This is a genomic window from Ruania rhizosphaerae (assembly GCF_009805705.1).
Taxonomy (GTDB): Bacteria; Actinomycetota; Actinomycetes; order Actinomycetales; family Beutenbergiaceae; genus Ruania; species Ruania rhizosphaerae.
Genome location: NZ_VSMB01000002.1, coordinates 301,528 through 318,029, shown reverse-complemented (window position 1 = coordinate 318,029; position 16,502 = coordinate 301,528). Strand labels below are relative to the sequence as shown.

Here is a 16,502-nt window from a genome sequence, read left to right as displayed (position 1 = left end):
CTGGTGTGTGGCCGTCAAGCCAGGGGAGCGAGGGGCCCCGCGGTGGTGCCGTCGACGACGGTGCACGAGATGAATCTCTGTGCGTCGGCGTCCTCGTCGCCGGCCAGCCGCTGGGCGACGATGCGCAGCGCTTCGGCGCCCATCTGCATACGTGGGATGAGGAACCCGGTCCAGTCAACGTCCGCTTCTTCGCCGACCTCGGGATCACCGAGCCGGACGAGGGAGAGGTCGCCGGGGACGCTGAGCCCGCGGTCGAGCGCGGTGCGCCGCAGTGCACCCGAGATGTCGGAGGCGACCGCAGCCGCGGTCATGCCGCTCGAGGTGAGGGCGTTGAGCAGGTCGCCCGCGTCGCGATCGCCTTGGTCGAATGTCACCGGCTGGAGCCCGGCCGCTGACATCGCGCGCCGGTACCCGCGGGCACGGTCCTCCACTGACTCGTGACCGGTGTAGCCGTTCACGAGCGCGATGCGACGGTGTCCCAGCTCCAGCAGATGGTCGACGATGCTCGCCGTGGCATCCTCGTAGGCCGCTCCCGCGAACGGTACCTCTCCGGCGGGCGTCTCACGGCGCCCGACGAAGGCGAACGGGAAGTCCAGGCGGACGAGTTCGGCGAGGTCGTCTGGTGAGCTGTGGCGACCGAGCAGGACGCAGCCGTCGGCTACTCGCAGTCGGCGGATCCCGGCCCCGCCGATCAGAGCCCGGTTCGACGGAGCCATCGAGGTGAACAGCAGCAGGTCCACGCCGAGCCGCTGTGCCTCGTCCTCCATTCCCTCCAGGAAGGGGTAGTAGAAGTTGCCCGCATCGTGCGGGAACACCGGCTCGTAGGTGTAGACGCCGATGATCGAGGTACGTCCGCCCGCGAGTGACTGTGCCACTGGGTTCGCGACGTATCCGGTGAGTTCGATCGCTCGGAGTACTCGCTCGCGGACCGTCTCGCCGACGCGGTGCTGGGCTGCACCGGATCCGCTGAGCACCAGGGAGACCGTCGTCTGGCTGACGCCGGCTAGGCGCGCCACGTCGGCCTGCGTGGGCCGACGAGACGTGCCTGAGCGGCGGCCGTTCTCGTGGCTTGTGGTCGTCATGGTCGCCCACTGAATACCGTTTTGCGTAAAACTGCAAGACGTATCTGCGGAGATCTTTAGTGAGTCTGCGATGTGTCACCGGTCACTTCTGGCGCAAAGTGTGCCGATAACCGTCGCTGACGGTGAGGTATCGCCGGGCCGGTCCGCTCGAGGGGGCGAGAGCAACCTCTTGCAGTTTTACGGATGACGCTGTTCCATGCGAATGGTCGTCGCAGGCGGTGTTTCACCACCAGGATTGCTCCCTGCGGCGTTGCCCGTACAGACACTGCCGTCCTATGCGAGGAGCGCACATGTTCGTTCGATCGAAACGCCCCGTCCCGATGCTCGCCGGCCGCGCTATCGCCATGGCGCTCGCCGCCGCTCTTGCGGCTGTCGCCGTGCCCGCGGCGGCAACACCCGTTCCGGACTCGCGAACGGTCTGGGAGGGAGACGGGCTCCCGCCTGGCAACAACAGTCTCGGTGAGGTTGCGCTGCTTCCTCTCGACGACCGGCCCTACACCTGGTATGCCCCGTTGAAACTGGGTGGTGGCGCTGGTTACGAGGTCCTCACGCCCGAGTCGGATGTGCTTGGACGCCACTTCACTCCGGGTGACGGAGCACAAGCCGGCGAGTGGCTGACTCGCGCGGCCGACCAGGCCGACGACGCGATCATCGCACTGCCGATGCTCGCCTACGGGGGCCTGCTGCACTCCCGTGACAGCGCCGTCAGCGAAGACCAGGCGATGGCGAACCTGGAGGCGGTACGCCAGGTCCGCGAGGAGAACCCGGGCGAGCGACTCTACGCCTTCGACACGATCATGCGGCTCACCCCGGAGGGGCCGTGGCGCACCGAGATACGGCTCTGGGCGACAGTGCTCGACGAGGTGGAGAACCTCGGCCAGGAGGAGAAGCGACCCCGGCTGGAGGAGCTGGAGGCACAGATCCCTGAGGAGGTCCGCACCGCCTACCTGGAGACCCGGGCGCGCAACCACCGGATCAACCTGCGGATGATCGAGTGGGCGGCCGAGGGCATCTTCGACTATCTGATCATCGGCCAGGACGACGCCTCCGGCACCGGACTACACCGCCCCGAGGCCGAGGCCCTCGCGGCGCGCATCGCCGAGCTAGGTGTTCAGGACCGGGTGGTGCTCTACCCCGGGGCCGACGTCGTCGCCTCTCTGCTGCTGGCGAAGATCGCCGTCGAGGAGGCCGGGACAGAGCCCGCCGTCTATGTGGAGTACTCCCGCGTCCATGGCGCCGAGTGGACCGCTCCGTACCAGAACATTCGCTACCAGGACCTCATTCACGGATACGTGCACACCATCGGTGGCCGGATCACCGAGGATGTCGACGACGCCGATGTGGTGCTGATGGCCAACACAGGAGGCAATCAGGACTCCGTCGAACCGTTCGCCGATCGGATCGTCCACTACCTCGACGACGGGCACACGGTCGCACTCGGCGATGACGCCATCGCGGGCCACACCGACCGGCGCCTGATGAACCTCCTGGACGAGGAGATCCAGCGCGGAAGTCTCGACTCCTACTCCGGATGGAACATCGGCATCCCGATCTCCCAGTCACTGAGCCGCCACGCGCTGCTGCAGCGTGCCGAGGCGGGCGATGTCGGTCCGGGTGGTGCGCAGTCGTCGGCGAGCCCCATCCTCGCCTGGCGTACCGAGCTGCTGCGTGAGGCGGCAGAGCACACGGTCGAGCTCACTCTCTCCGAATGGGTGCAGACGAACGCCTACCGGAACTACGTGCGGGCCGACACCACCGCCTACGCCTCGGCGCTCGGGGAGCCCAACCCGCAGATCATCGCGACCTATTACGACGAGATCGACGCCTACGCACGCGAGCACACCACGCCGCAGGCGCAAGGGATCTTCGACGAGCACTTTGCCGACGTGCCACGCCCGGTGGGCACAGTCGACGGTCAGTCCCTCACTCTCAGCGCCCGTGAGGTGGCCGAGTGGAACATCTTCCTGCCCTGGCTGCGTACCGGTGAGCTCGCGGCAGAGCCGGAGCTGACAACGGAGCTGGTCACGGAGGCCCGGCGATGAGCCGCCGGCGCTGGCACGGACTGGTAGCTACCGGGTTGCTCGCGGCACTGCTGGGTGTCGCGGGCGGCCTGCCCGCGGGCGGGCCTGGGACTGCCACCGCGGCATCGGTGCCCGAGCCCGGGTTCGCCACCACGATGTCCGCAACCGCCTGGCTCACGACCACTTCTGCGAGCGGACCGGCGCTGGATACCTACGCCAGCTGGATCCTGCGCAGGGACGACGGTGAACACCGCAACGGTCTGATGCGCAAGCTGAGGTACGTGTACGGCTCATCCATCGGCTCCTGCACCGAGACCGACCCGTGCCTGGAGGTGGACGTGCAGCAGAGCACGGCGGCTTGCTCGTCGCTGGAGTTCCTCTCCCGGTACTTCCCGGCACGCGCCGCGTGGCAGGGCAGGAGCTCGCTGTACCTGGACGAGCGCAACGCGATCGCCGAGTTCGCCGACGCCGTGCTGGCCTACCAAGCCGATCCGAACCCGGACCGAGACGACCTGTTCGACGGTGCCGTGGCCAGCTCGCTCGGCGGCAGCCAGCTGTACTACACCACCTTCGGCAACGCGTCCTGCGGCCGTGCCCTGCTCGCGGCCTACGAACTGACCGCGGAACCCGCCTACGCCAGTGCCGCCGTCGACATCGGTGAGTTCCTGCTGCGGATGCAGGATCCCCGGGACTACTACGAGTCCTACGGTGCGGAGCCGTTCCTGGACAACACCGGGCAGCCCACCGCACCTCCGGGCGGCTTCTTCGACCAGGTCTCCAGCTGGAACAACCTGTTCGCCACCATGTCGCTGTGGAACATGACCGCCGTGGAGTTCCTCTCCGAGCTCGAGCACGCCCTCGGCAGCACCGATGGCCGTTACGCAGCTGCCGCTGCGGACGGTCGGGCGTTCCTGGAGGAAGGTCTGGACCTCGGCACCGACTGGTACACGGCAGACTTCGACTCACCCGCCACCGCGCAGAACCGGATCGTGGCGATGTCCGCGAACAGCGCCAACTGTAAGGACAACCGCTGGCACCGGAAGGGCGCGTGCGACTACGTCGATGGCCTCCCATCCGGAGGATCTCTCGGTACGGACATGATTGAGTACGCCATGGCCTCCCTGTACCGGTACGAGCGGGAAGTCAACGGGCAGGCATCGGCGACGGCCGCCGTCGGGGATCACTACGAGCGCTACACGAGCATCCCCGGAACGCACACGGCGTCCAGCACCGACCCGCTGAACTGCGTGGACGACACCCACGCCGGCGCTGTGGACCCGTACTACCCGCCCGACAACCAGGGCACCACCGGCACCGGCGACCCGTGGGACTACGACCCGCATCTCTCGTTCGGCGGCTACGTGCGCTCCTCCGGTACCGATCTCACGACGGCGGAGGCCAAGTACTACGACATCGTCGGATTCGGCATCCTCGCCGACGTGCGCGCCGACCTCGTCCCGGACAAGTTCGCCCACGGCTACGAACGACTGGTCGCGGCCGAGGACTATGCGCTCGTCGCGATCCAGGACCGATCGTTGATGCCGATGGCCCTGCCTGGACGCGACGGGGACGACGTCGACGGTGACGGTGACACGACCGAGCACATGTGCATCCTCACCGAAGGCACCCTCCCCATCGCCCACAACGGTCTGGGACTGCTCGCCACCGTGGGATACGCCCACGACGGGCCGGGCCCGGTGACCGCCGGGGCGCACCCGCAGGTACCCCCGGACTGGCGAGAGGCGGCAGGTCGGAGACCCGGGGCACGCCCGTGATGGGAGTGCTCGGGAGGTCGTGAGCGGCGACGACCGTGGTCGCGCTACGAGGGCCGGGGCACCAGGCGCGGTGCCCCGGCCGCAACTCAGCCGAGCAGCGCCATCCGCAAGGTGTCCAGTCCCACCGACCCCACATCCAGGGCGCGCCGGTGGAAGCGTGCCAGGTCGAATTCGGCTCCCTCCTGGGTGCGGGTCTCCTCGCGCAGCTGCTCCCACAGCCGCTGGCCCACCTTGTACGACGGCGCCTGCCCGGGCCAACCGAGGTAGCGGTTCAGCTCGAACCGCTTGAACCCCTCGGGCATGTTCACGTTGGCGTCCAGGAACGGCCAGGCCTTCTCGGCATCCCAGGTCCCGCCGCCCCACTGCGGCGGGCACGGCTTTCCCAGGTGCACGCCGATATCGATGACCACGCGGGCGGCGCGCAGCCGCTGCCCGTCCAGCATCCCGATCGCATCGGCCGGGTCGTCCAGGAAGCCGAGGTCCTGCATGAGCCGTTCCGCGTAGAGCGCCCATCCCTCGCCGTGGCCGCTCACCCAGCAGGCCATCCGCCGCCAGTCGTTGAGGGTCTCCGCGCGATAGATGGTCTGCCCGACCTGCAGGTGATGGCCGGGTACCCCCTCGTGATAAACGGTCGTCTTCTCCCGCCAGGTGGCGAACTCCGTTACTCCCGACGGCACCGCCCACCACATCCGCCCCGGGCGGGAGAAGTCGCTGCTCGGTGGCGTGTAGTAGATGCCGCCGCTCTCGGTGGGTGCGATGCAGCATTCGATGGTGCGCACCGGGTCCGGGATGTCGAACTGGGTTCCGGCCAGGGCGGCCACTGCCTCGTCGGCGGTGGTCTGCATCCACTCCCGCAGCGCCTCGGTGCCGTGCAGGGTGCGATCCGGATCAGCGTCCAGCTCGGCCATGGCCTGCTCGATACTCGCTCCCGGCCCGCTGATCTTCTCCGCGAGCACCTGCTGCTCGGCGACGATCGACTCCAGCTCAGCCAGGCCCCATTCATAGGTCTCGTCGAGGTCCACCTCGGCGCCCACGAACGTCCGGGAGAACCGCTCGTACCGCTCCCTCCCGACGGCGTCCCTCACCGGGGCAAGCGGAGCCAGCTCCCGGAGGGCATCCGCCAAGGCGGCGTAGCCTGCGCGAGCTGCCGCGGCTCCTTGCGCCAGGGCGGCCACGACCTCATCGGGAGGTGCTTGGCCATCGATGCGTGCGCCGTCGGCCAGCTGTTGCCAGAACCCCTCCGCCCCGGCGAGCCCGTCGGCCTCGGTGATACACGCTTCCACCTGGCGGATCGCAGCCACCCGGCCCTGGGAAGCGCCGTGGCGAAGGGACTCCACATAGCCGTCGATCGCGCCTGGCACCGCCTGCATCCGGGCGGCGATCGTTGCCCACGCCTCGGCGGAGTCGGTGGGCATGAGGTCGAAGACCTCGCGGATCGTCTGCACCGGGGAGGCGATCACGTTCAGGTCCGCGAAGTCCTCACCCGCTTCGGCCAGCTCGATCTCCAGTCCCAGCCGCTCCCGCATCGCGTGCTGGGTCACCCGGTCCACCTCGTCAGCGGGGGTGGCTGCGTCCAGGGCAGTGAGCGTCTCGCGTGCAGCCTGGGTGAATGCGGCGAGGCCTTCGGGGGAGTGGTCGTCGAGAGCGTCCTCGCGGCCGGGGAGGCCGGCCTCGGTGGCGAACATCGGACTGAGGTCGGCGAGCGTGCGGACGTAGGCGTCGGCGACATCGTCGGTCGCGGTGCGCGGGCGGGCCGCGGTGCCTGGGTGGGCCGCGGTGTCTGGGTGGGACTCGGGGGCGGGGGTGCCGGTCATGCGGGCACGCTACCGGTCGGACGCTGGCCGGATCGACCGGAATACGTCGGTCTGCGGCAGCATGGTGCGGGAGCTCACACGCCTGTGTCGATCCGGTCAGTGCGGTCAGTGCGGTGGCTGGGCCGGTGGTGAAGCGGGGGCGGTGGTGCTCGGCCGTCGGCAACAGAGGGCAACCACTTCCCCCAGTACCTCGCCACCGGTAGAGATGGGCGTATGACTGCTCACACTCCAGCCAGGATCGGCGTTCAGCTCATGACCGTGCGGCAGGAGGTGGACGAGCTCGGCTTGCCTGCGGTGTTGCAACGGCTCAGCGAGATCGGGCTGCCGAACATCGAGGTCTCCCAGGTGCCGCTCACCAGCGAGAACCTGGACAGTTTCGCCCGCGGTCGGGACGAGCTCGGCCTGAGCTATGCGGCGCTGTCGGGCACCATGGAGGCCGGCGGCGGTGCCAACCCGTCCCTGCTGAGCGACTACGACCACCTCGTGGCCTCAGCCCGGCGCCTCGGATGCGAACGGATCCGGATCGGGATGATGCCGTTTCCTGCGTTGCGTGATGAGCAGGCACTCCTCAGCTTCTGCCGCGACGCCGACGAGATGGCCCGCCGGCTCGCCGATGACGGCATCCGGCTGTCCTACCACAACCACCACATCGAGTTCGCTCGGCTCGGTCACCGGGAGGTGCTGGAGACCATCCGCACCGAGGCACCGAACCTGTGGCTCGAGGTCGACGTCTATTGGGTGCAGCGCGGCGGGCACGACCCCGTTCGCACGCTCGAGCGGCTCGCGGGGTCGGTCGACCTGGTGCACCTGAAGGACTTCCGGGTGAGCCTTCCCCCGGCCGAGGCGTTCGAGGCGCTCGCAGACGGTGACCGTTCGGCTGTGCAACAGCACCTCACACAGCCCGTGCAGTTCGCCGAGGTCGGGCAGGGGACACTCGACTGGGCAGCGATCGTGCGGGCAGGAATCGATGCCGGTGCGGCGCATCTGCTCATCGAGCAGGACGCCACCTACGGCCGGGACCCGTTCGACTCGCTGACCATGTCCCGCGAGCGGCTCGTCGAACTCGGGTTCGCCGAGATGTTCTGAGCCGGTAGATGCCTGCTGGGTAGGTGCCAGGCGTCGTCGGTATCGCGGAGTTGTCGCGACGATTGATGGCGCCTACCGGGGTGGCGGGTGTCGGTGGGTGCCAGTTGTTGTCGGTGTAGCGGCGTGAGTGCGACGACGGGTGGCGCCTACCGGTGTGGGTCGGCGGCGGGTCAGCGAGGCAGGGCGCTCCAGCGCCACGAGCCACGCCCCGGGCGGGCCGGGTGGCCGAGCTGATGGGCCCGGTCGCTCCACAGCGAGGTGTGGGCGCCGTCGTCGATCTCCTCGTGCGCGGCGGCTGCCGCCCGGGCTGCCACGATCCCGGCGACCAGTGCCGCGAGCTCGGCCTCGTCCGGATCGCCCTTGATCACGCGCACCAGGTCTGAGGGAATCTCCCCGATCCCGGCGTAGTGACCGTTGCCGTTGCTCCGTCCGTTCTGCCCGGTCATAGCGGGATGTTCCCGTGCTTCTTCACCGGCAGCGACGCCCGCTTGGTGCGCAGCGCCCGCAGCCCCTTGACGATCTGCGCGCGCGTCTCCGAGGGGCGGATGACGCCATCGACGTACCCTCGTTGGGCAGCGTCCCACGGGTTGACGATGGCATCGGTGTACTCGTCGATCAGGCGGGTGCGCTCGGCCTCGACGTCGCCACCGTTCTCGGCGACCTCCTTGAGCGTGCGCCGCTGCAGGATGTTCACCGCCCCGCTGGCCCCCATGACGGCGATCTGTGCGGTTGGCCAGGCGAGGTTCAGGTCGGCGCCGAGCTGCTTGGATGCCATCACGATATAGGCACCGCCATAGGCCTTGCGGGTGATCACGGTGATGAGTGGCACGGTGGCCTCGGCGTAGGCGTAGATCAGCTTGGCGCCGCGGCGGATGATGCCGTTCCACTCCTGGTCGGTGCCGGGCAGGAAGCCGGGCACGTCCACGAACGTCAGCACTGGGATGTTGAAGGCGTCGCAGGTGCGCACGAACCGGGCCGCCTTCTCGGCGGCGGCGATGTCCAGCGTGCCTGCCATCGCGAGCGGCTGGTTGGCCACCACACCCACCGGGTGGCCTTCGACGTGCCCGAATCCGACCACCACGTTCTTCGCGAAGAGTGCCTGCACCTCGAGGAACTCGCCGTCGTCGAGCACGGTCTCGATGACGGTGTGCATGTCGTAGGGCTGGTTGTCCGAGTCCGGGACGAGGGTGTCGAGTGCCTCGTCCTCCTCGGTGGGTTCGAGGTCGGCCGGTGCGTCGAAGGTCTCGGGGTCGGTGAGGTTGTTCGTGGGCAGGTAGTGCAGGAGTGCCTTGGCGTAGTCGAAGGCGTCGTCCTCGTCCGCGGCCAGGTAGTGCGCCACGCCGGAACGCTCGTTGTGGGTGCGCCCCCCGCCCAGTTCCTCGAAGCCGACGTCTTCGCCCGTCACCGAGCGGATCACGTCCGGGCCGGTGATGAACATGTTGGAGGTCTGGTCGGCCATGATGATGAAGTCGGTGAGCGCGGGGGAGTACACCGCACCACCGGCGCTCGGCCCGAGGATCAGGGAGATCTGTGGGATCACCCCGGAGGCGGCCACGTTGCGGCGGAAGATCTCGGCGAACTGCGTCAGTGCTGCCACGCCTTCCTGGATGCGGGCGCCGCCACCGTCGCTGATGCCGATCAGCGGCACGCCGGTGCGCATCGCCAGGTCCATCACCTTGGTGATCTTCTCGCCGTGCACCTCACCGAGCGATCCCCCGAAGACGGTGAAGTCCTGGGCGTACACGCACACCTGTCGTCCGTCGATCGTGCCGTAGCCAACCACCACGCCGTCACCGGAGATCTTCTTCGCCTCGAGGCCGAAGTTGGTGGAGCGGTGGGTGGCGAAGGCGTCCAGCTCGGTGAAGCTGTCCTCGTCCAGCAGGGCGTCGATGCGGTCGCGCGCGGACTTCTTCCCGCGGGCGCCCTGCTTCTCGACGGCGATCTCGGCCAGGCGCTGCGGGCCCTCGGCCCGGCGGCGGTCCAGGTCGGCGAGTTTGCCGGCCGTGGTGGACGTGTCGACGGAAGTCTCGGATGTGCTCACCCCAGCACTCTAGTTGTGCCTCGTCGCCAAGTGGGTGACGCCAGGGTCCCGCGTGGGCGTGTCAGATTTGTAGGGGATACACAACCCGGATCCATCAGAGCCGGATGGATGCCACCGCCGCCCGGGCGTGCTCGGCGGTGTCCGGCACCTCGTCCCGGCCCTCGTACACCGCGAGAAAGGCCTCGAAGAGTGCAGCGCCGGTGAGAGTGCGCGCCATGGCGGTGGTGTCGGCATCGGGACCCACGCGCCCCAGTGCTGCCTCGGCGTCGAGGTAGGACTGCACCTGATGGGCCGGGGCAGCGGGGCCCGCACCGAGACGACGCAGGCCTTGGCGATGCGCTGCGAGCAGCTCGGGTGCGCCGAGGATCGACGCCGACATCGGGAAGGACTGGACGTAGAACTCCATGAGCCTGGCCACGAGCGTCGCCAGGTTCTCCGGCACTGTGCGTGTGCCGACGAGCTCGTCGGGCCGAGCCAGTCGCGGCGAGCGCTCGGACAGGACCCCGAGGAACAGTTCGTGCTTGCCGGCGAAGTGCTTGTAGAGCAGGGCCTCGGAGCACCCCGCGGCGCGGGCGATCTCTTTGGTGGTGGCGTGAGCGATGCCCTGTTCGCGCAGCACGGTCGCGGCTGCATCGAGGATCCGATCTCGTGCGCTCATGGGTGCCGCTCCTCACTCTTGACTTCCGCTGTGCGTCGCCCCAGTCTAGGGGTGAGTGAATACTTACTAACCCCAAGGAGGGCACAATGAGAGTCGCCGTCGTCGGAGCCAGTGGTCGCACGGGAACGGAAGTGGTGCGCGAGGCGCAGGAACGAGGGCATCGCGTGACCGCCGTCGTGCGTGACCGCGAACGTCTCGGTGATCTGCGACCGGATCAGGTGGCGGTTACGGACGGGCGCGACGCAGAGGCGCTCGCGGCCGCATTCGCCGGCGTGGAGGCCGTCATCTCGTGTGTGGGCCCGGTCAAGGGCGAGGACGTCCAGGTGCAGTCGGCGATCACCGAGGCGGTGCTCCACGCAGCCGCCAGTGCTGGCGTTCACCGATGCGTGGTCGTCTCCGCGAGCGGATGGCTCGTGGACGGCGACGACCCGCTCGGCCGGTACCTCGCCAAGCCGATCCTCGCTCGGGTGCTGCGGGAGGAGAACGCGGCGTTCGCTGAGACCGAGCGACTCGTGCGGGAGGCCGGCCTCGCCTGGACCATCGTGCGGCCACCGATGTTGCGCGACGGTACGGCGCGCGGGTCCTATCACCAGCGGCGCGACGGCAACGTGCGGTGGCGCTACTCGATCCGGCGCAGCGATCTTGCCGTGGCGCTCTGCGATCTGCTGGTGGACCAGACGGCGGTGCGCAAGGTCGTGTCCGTCGCGGCCTGAACTAGCGAGTAGCTCGCCCCGCCCATCTGCCGCGCACCGCTCCCAGGGGCCGATTGTTCGCCCCCTGGAGCGTTCAGGGGTCGAATAATCGGCCCCTGGGGGCCTGGTGCAGCCGTGAGACCGGCGAGCGGGCGAGCAGGGCTGGTGGCAGTCTGGGTGCATGCACGTCCAGCCCCGATGGGAGAGCCTCGACGAGGTCGGCTCGACCAGTACCGAGCTCTTGGCCCGCGTGGCCGCCGATCCGGACGACTGGCCCGACCGGTCGGTTCTGCTCGCCCGCCGGCAGGTGTCCGGCCGCGGGCGTGCAGGGCGCGCATGGACGACCGATGCCCACGCGGCCCTGACCTTCTCCGTCCTGCTTCGCCCGGCTGTGCCCACCGAACGCTGGGGTTGGCTGCCGCTGCTGGCGGGGGTCGCCGTGGTCCAGGCCTTGCACGAGCTCCAGCCCGACGGCGCAGCTCCCCCGCACGAGGTGGCCTGCGGTCTGAAGTGGCCCAACGACGTCGTTCACCTCGGCGGTACCGAGGTGCTCCCCGAATGGGGGTGCCTGCGCAAGGTTGGCGGTCTGCTTGCCGAGATCCTGCCGGATCGGTCGGGGGTGGTGGTCGGGATCGGGATCAACCTGGACGGTGACGAGTTGCCCGTGCCATGGGCAGGTTCGGTCGCCGAGCTCGGCGTGCGGACCACACCAGAGGACCTGGCGCGGGCCATCCACAGCCGTCTCTCGGACTTGATCGCGGCGTGGGAAGCAGGCGAGGACCCGACGTCGATCGTGGCGCCGGCCTGCCTCACCCTCGGTACCCACGTGCGGGTCACCCTGCCCGGGGGTGAGGTGATCGAGGGTGAAGCTGTCGATCTGGCCGGCGACGGTGCGTTGCGTGTGCGTACCGGCAGTGAGGAGAGTGTGGTGCACGCCGGGGATGTGGCTCACGTACGCCCAGCGTGAGTGATGTCCGGGTCCAGCATGAGCGACGCATGAGCGCGAGCGACATGGCGCTCGCCTCGCCGCCGGCTCCCGCACGTGACCCGGGGCTCTCACGTGGCACGGAGCTCCCCGCACGGTGGCACGGAGCTCCCCGCACGTGAGACGGGGTTGGGAGTGCGCCGGATCTGGGCAGAGGCGTCAGCCCGTCTGACCCGCGTGCTTGCCCTCCATGACCTCCTCGACGAACGTGTCGTTGAATGCCGGCAGGTCTGCAGGTGTCCTGCTTGAGACCAGGCCCTCGTCGACGACGACCTCCTCGTCCACCCAGGTGGCACCGGCGTTGCGCAGGTCGGTGCGCAGGCTCGGGAACGAGGTGAGGGTGCGTCCCGAGAGCACATCGGCATCGGCCAGGATCCAGGCGCCATGACAGATCACGCCGACCGGCTTGTGCTCGGTGAAGAAGCTCCGGGTGAAGGCCACGGCATCGCCGTTCATCCTCAGCGCGTCGGCGTTGGCGGTGCCGCCGGGCAGCATCAGCGCGTCATAGGCGGAGACGTCCGCCTCGGCCACGGGGACGTCCACGGCTTGTGAGTGTCCCTTCTTCCCGCCGACCCGCCCCGCTCGGGGCGACACGAGCACAGCCTTCGCCCCTGCGCGGGTGACCGCCTGCCACGGGCTGGTCAGTTCGCTGTCCTCGTATCCGTCGGTGAGCAGGAAGGCGACGGTCTTGCCGGTCAGGTCAGCCATGATGGTGCTCCTTCTTCACATCGGAAGTGGTGCACTCCTACCGTAAACACACCCGTACCCCGGGCGCCTGCCGGCCAGGCGCCGGGTGAGATAGTCGACAGATCAGTCGGCGATTCCGATGTACTTGGTGTCCAGGAACTCCTCGATCCCCGTGAGTCCACCCTCGCGGCCCAGCCCGGACTCCTTCATCCCGCCGAACGGGGCAGCCGGATTGGATACCACACCCTGGTTGAGACCGACCATGCCGGTCTCCAACGCATCGCAGACCCGCAGCCCACGTCGCAGCGACTCGGTGAACACGTAGGAGACCAGCCCGTGAGGGGTGTTGTTCGCACGCGCGATGACGTCGTCCTCGTCAGTGAACGTGCTGATCGCGGCGACAGGTCCGAAGATCTCGGTGCTGCCCAGCTCGGACCCCTCCGGGACGTCCGTGACGACGGTGGCCGGGAAGAAGTGACCCGGCCCCGGCTCGGGGACGCCTCCGAGCAGGACCCGAGCTCCGCCGTCGGCGGCTGATCGTACGAGACCGCTGACCTTCTCGACGGCCTTATCGTCGATGAGGGGGCCGATCGTCACCCCTTCCTCCAGCCCGGAGCCCATCTGACGCGAGGCCATCTCCTCGGTGATGCGCCGGGTGAACTCCTCCGCCACCGAGGCGTGCACGAAGATCCGGTTGGCGGCCGTGCACGCCTGACCGATGTTGCGCAGCTTCGCGGCGATCGTTCCTGCCACGGCGGTGTCCATGTCGGCGTCGTCGAAGACGATCAGCGGAGCATTTCCGCCGAGCTCCATGGAGGTGCGCATCACCGTCTGCGCTGCCAACTGCAGCAGGTGCTTGCCCACACCGGTCGATCCCGTGAAGGAGAGCTTGCGCGAGCGCGGGTCGAGGATCAGCGGGCTCATCGCATCGTCCGCCCGGGAGGTGGTGACGACGTTCACCACGCCGTCGGGCAGTCCGGCTCGCTGCAGGATCTCGGCGAGCGCGAGCGTGCTGAGCGGCGTGGCCTCGGCCGGCTTGATCACGCTTGTGCAGCCGGCCGCGATCGCCGGGCCGATCTTGCGCGTGCCCATCGCCATCGGGAAGTTCCACGGTGTGATCAGCACGCACGGACCCACCGGCTGCTTGCTGACGAGGAAGCGAGCGCCGCCGGCAGGAGCGCGCATGTGCCCGCCGTCGATGCGCACCGCCTCCTCGGCGAACCAGCGGAAGAACTCAGCGGCGTAGGCGATCTCCCCCTTCGACTCGGCGAGCGGCTTGCCCATCTCCAGCGTCATGATCAGTGCGAGCCGGTCGACCTCGGCGTGCAGCAGTTCGAACGCCCGGTAGAGGATCTCGCTGCGGGCGCGGGCCGGGGTGCGCGCCCAGTCCGCCTGCGCCGCGGCTGCGGCGTCCAGCGCAGCCATCGCTTCGTCCGGATCGGCGTCGGCCACCTGGGTGAGCACCTCCCCGGTGGCGGGGTTCTCCACCGCCATGGTGCGCCCGGCGGTGCGCCAGGAGCCGGCGATGAACAGGTCGGTGGGGACGGAGGCGATCGCTTCGGTGGGTGTCATCGCTGCGGCTCTCGATCGGCGTCGTCGGACTCGTTCGGTCCGAGGGGTAGGAATCCTGACTCACAGATGCTATCAATTGTAGACAATCCGACAATGCCGATCGGGTGCTCGACCGCCCCGAGGAGGACCTGTGACTCACCAGACCCAGCTTTCCCCCCTGCTCAAGCAGGCCACCCCGGTGCTCGTCGACCACGGCGAGGGCTCCTACCTCTACGACACCGACGGCCGCCGCTTCCTCGACTTCACCGCCGGGATCGGCGTCACCAGCACCGGCCACTGCCACCCGCACGTGGTCGCCGCCGCGCAGGCGCAAGTCGGCTCGCTCATCCACGGCCAGTACACGACCGTGATGCATAAGCCGATGCTCGCGCTCACCGAGAAGCTCGGGACCGTGCTGCCGGAGGGGCTGGACTCGGTCTTCTACGCAAACTCCGGCAGCGAAGCGGTCGAGGCCTCGCTCCGGCTGGCGCGTCAGGCCACCGGCCGGCCGAACGTGATCGTCTTCCACGGCGGCTTCCATGGCCGGACCGTGGCCACCGCCACCATGACCACCTCGGGCACCCGGTTCTCCGCCGGAATCTCCCCGCTCATGGGTGGCGTGCACGTCGCTCCCTTCCCGACCGCCTACCGGTACGGCTGGAGCGAGGAGGAGGCCACCGATTTCGCCCTGCAGGAGCTGGACTACATCTTCGCTACGCTCACCTCGCCGGCCGAGACGGCAGCGTTCATCGTGGAGCCGGTGCTCGGCGAGGGGGGCTACATCCCCGGCAACACCCGGTTCTTCGCCGGGCTGCGCGAGCGGGCCGACGAGCACGGCATCCTGCTGGTGATGGATGAGATCCAGACCGGCTTCGGACGTACTGGGAAGTACTTCGGTCACCAGCACTTCGACGTGGTCCCGGACGTGATCACCATGGCGAAGGGACTGGCGAGTGGCTTCCCGATCTCGGGGATCGCGGCGTCGCGGGAGCTGATGGCCAAGGCGTGGCCGGGCTCCCAGGGTGGCACCTACGGTGGTAATGCCGTGGCCTGTGCCGCCGCGGTGGCCACGTTGGAAGTGATCGAGAACGAGAACCTCGTGGGCAATGCGGCCGAGCGGGGCACCCAGTTGCTGCAGGGTGCACGCGCGGCGGCGACCTCCGCCGTCGGGGATGTGCGTGGGCTCGGCCTGCTGGTCGGCTCGGAGTTCACCACCGATGGCAAGCCTGACACCGCGCGTGCGTCGGCGGCGCAGAAGCTCGCGGCCGAGAAGGGGCTGCTGCTGCTCACCTGCGGGGCGCACATGAACGTGGTGCGGATGATCCCGCCGCTGGTGGTCACCGCCGAGCAGGTGGAGGACGCGCTGGCCATCTGGCGCGAGGTGCTCGCCGCCGTGTAGCTCTACGAGGATGAAATCGACGGACATACTGCCAACGAGGGCCCTATAGCCACGCTGTGGCAGTATGACCGTCGATTTCGTCCAGCGTCCGATCCGGCTGACTGCGAAGGAATCGCCATGGCTCGCTACATCACCATCACCCTCGACTCCCGCGGGGTCACCTGCCGCGCGCGGCTCCTCGAGGACGAAGCGCCCGGCTCGTGCGCTGCCGTGTGGGAGGCGCTGCCGCAATCCGGTGCAGCACTGCACGCCAAGTACGCCCGCAACGAGGTGTACACGCTCGTCCCTCGTCTGACGGCGGCTCCGCACCGGGAGAACCCGACCGTCACCCCGATTCCCGGGGACGTCTGCCTCTTCGACTTCGAACCCTGGGAGATCGGCAACCCCGCCTATGGGTACGAGACCGGGTCCGCCGCGCACGCCGAGCAGGGGGCCACCGACCTCGCCATCTTCTACGGTCGCAACAACCTGCTCATCAACGGCGACATGGGGTGGGTGCCCGGCAACGTCTTCGCCACCATCACCGACGGCCTGGAGGAGATCGCCGCCGCCTGTAACGACCTATGGTTGCGCGGGGTCGAGGGCGAGAGTCTCAGCTTCGCCCGGGAGTGAGTGCCGAACGCTGAGTTGTTCGGCGTCGAGCGCATCAACGCCGAACAACTCAGCGTTCGGCGCTCTGGGTGGGGTGGCTCGGCGTTATGGGCCGGTTAG

The 16,502-nt window shown here is 68.8% G+C and carries 14 protein-coding genes; 7 read left to right on the top strand and 7 right to left on the bottom strand.

Going from position 1 to position 16,502, the window contains the following annotated elements; translation table 11 throughout:
• Nucleotides 1–14: 14 nt before the first annotated feature.
• The gene (locus tag FV560_RS04785) at nt 15–1,082 is read right to left on the bottom strand and encodes a LacI family DNA-binding transcriptional regulator (protein ID WP_159619934.1); all 1,068 of its coding nucleotides are present in this window, start codon (nt 1,080–1,082) and stop codon (nt 15–17) included.
• Between the two features lie 290 nt (nt 1,083–1,372).
• Between FV560_RS04785 and FV560_RS04780 the strand changes: the two genes are divergently transcribed.
• On the top strand, nt 1,373–3,124 hold the full coding sequence (locus tag FV560_RS04780; protein WP_159619932.1) for a DUF4127 family protein: 1,752 nt from the start codon (nt 1,373–1,375) through the stop codon (nt 3,122–3,124).
• Nucleotides 3,121–4,878 carry a hypothetical protein gene (locus FV560_RS04775; RefSeq protein WP_159619930.1) on the top strand — a complete coding sequence of 586 codons (1,758 nt, stop codon included), beginning with the start codon at nt 3,121–3,123 and terminating at the stop codon, nt 4,876–4,878. The genes FV560_RS04780 and FV560_RS04775 overlap by 4 nt, the downstream gene beginning before the upstream one ends.
• An 86-nt stretch (nt 4,879–4,964) precedes the next feature.
• Here FV560_RS04775 and FV560_RS04770 read toward each other — a convergent pair whose 3' ends face one another.
• Nucleotides 4,965–6,692 carry a DUF885 domain-containing protein gene (locus FV560_RS04770; protein WP_159619928.1) on the bottom strand — a complete coding sequence of 576 codons (1,728 nt, stop codon included), beginning with the start codon at nt 6,690–6,692 and terminating at the stop codon, nt 4,965–4,967.
• A gap of 213 nt (nt 6,693–6,905) precedes the next feature.
• Here FV560_RS04770 and FV560_RS04765 point away from each other — a divergent pair, with 213 nt between their 5' ends.
• Complete coding sequence (locus FV560_RS04765) at nt 6,906–7,778, top strand: sugar phosphate isomerase/epimerase family protein (RefSeq protein WP_159619926.1); 873 nt, start codon at nt 6,906–6,908, stop codon at nt 7,776–7,778.
• Between the two features lie 170 nt (nt 7,779–7,948).
• Here FV560_RS04765 and FV560_RS04760 read toward each other — a convergent pair whose 3' ends face one another.
• The 3 genes from FV560_RS04760 to FV560_RS04750 form a co-directional block, all read right to left on the bottom strand.
• Complete coding sequence (locus tag FV560_RS04760) at nt 7,949–8,224, bottom strand: acyl-CoA carboxylase subunit epsilon (RefSeq protein ID WP_159619924.1); 276 nt, start codon at nt 8,222–8,224, stop codon at nt 7,949–7,951.
• Complete coding sequence (locus FV560_RS04755) at nt 8,221–9,819, bottom strand: acyl-CoA carboxylase subunit beta (RefSeq protein WP_159619922.1); 1,599 nt, start codon at nt 9,817–9,819, stop codon at nt 8,221–8,223. The genes FV560_RS04760 and FV560_RS04755 overlap by 4 nt, the downstream gene beginning before the upstream one ends.
• A gap of 94 nt (nt 9,820–9,913) precedes the next feature.
• On the bottom strand, nt 9,914–10,477 hold the full coding sequence (locus FV560_RS04750; RefSeq protein ID WP_159619920.1) for a TetR/AcrR family transcriptional regulator: 564 nt from the start codon (nt 10,475–10,477) through the stop codon (nt 9,914–9,916).
• An 86-nt stretch (nt 10,478–10,563) separates the two neighbouring features.
• On the opposite strand from FV560_RS04750, the gene FV560_RS04745 reads away from it, so the two are divergent.
• Nucleotides 10,564–11,190 carry an NAD(P)-dependent oxidoreductase gene (locus FV560_RS04745; protein WP_159619918.1) on the top strand — a complete coding sequence of 209 codons (627 nt, stop codon included), beginning with the start codon at nt 10,564–10,566 and terminating at the stop codon, nt 11,188–11,190.
• Nucleotides 11,191–11,350: 160 nt separating this feature from the next.
• Entirely contained in the window at nt 11,351–12,136 is a 786-nt protein-coding gene (locus FV560_RS04740) for a biotin--[acetyl-CoA-carboxylase] ligase (protein WP_159619916.1), read from the top strand.
• 177 nt (nt 12,137–12,313) lie between these two features.
• On the opposite strand, the gene FV560_RS04735 is transcribed toward FV560_RS04740, so the two are convergent.
• The gene (locus tag FV560_RS04735) at nt 12,314–12,862 is read right to left on the bottom strand and encodes a type 1 glutamine amidotransferase domain-containing protein (RefSeq protein ID WP_159619914.1); all 549 of its coding nucleotides are present in this window, start codon (nt 12,860–12,862) and stop codon (nt 12,314–12,316) included.
• Nucleotides 12,863–12,964: 102 nt separating this feature from the next.
• Nucleotides 12,965–14,413 (bottom strand): NAD-dependent succinate-semialdehyde dehydrogenase, encoded by a 1,449-nt coding sequence (locus FV560_RS04730; RefSeq protein ID WP_159619912.1) that lies wholly within the window; start codon nt 14,411–14,413, stop codon nt 12,965–12,967.
• Between the two features lie 130 nt (nt 14,414–14,543).
• Between FV560_RS04730 and FV560_RS04725 the strand changes: the two genes are divergently transcribed.
• The gene (locus FV560_RS04725) at nt 14,544–15,791 is read left to right on the top strand and encodes an aspartate aminotransferase family protein (protein ID WP_159619910.1); all 1,248 of its coding nucleotides are present in this window, start codon (nt 14,544–14,546) and stop codon (nt 15,789–15,791) included.
• 117 nt (nt 15,792–15,908) lie between these two features.
• A complete protein-coding gene (locus tag FV560_RS04720) occupies nt 15,909–16,403 on the top strand; it encodes a DUF3830 family protein (protein ID WP_159619908.1) in 495 nt (164 codons plus the stop codon).
• The last annotated feature ends 99 nt before the right edge of the window (nt 16,404–16,502 follow it).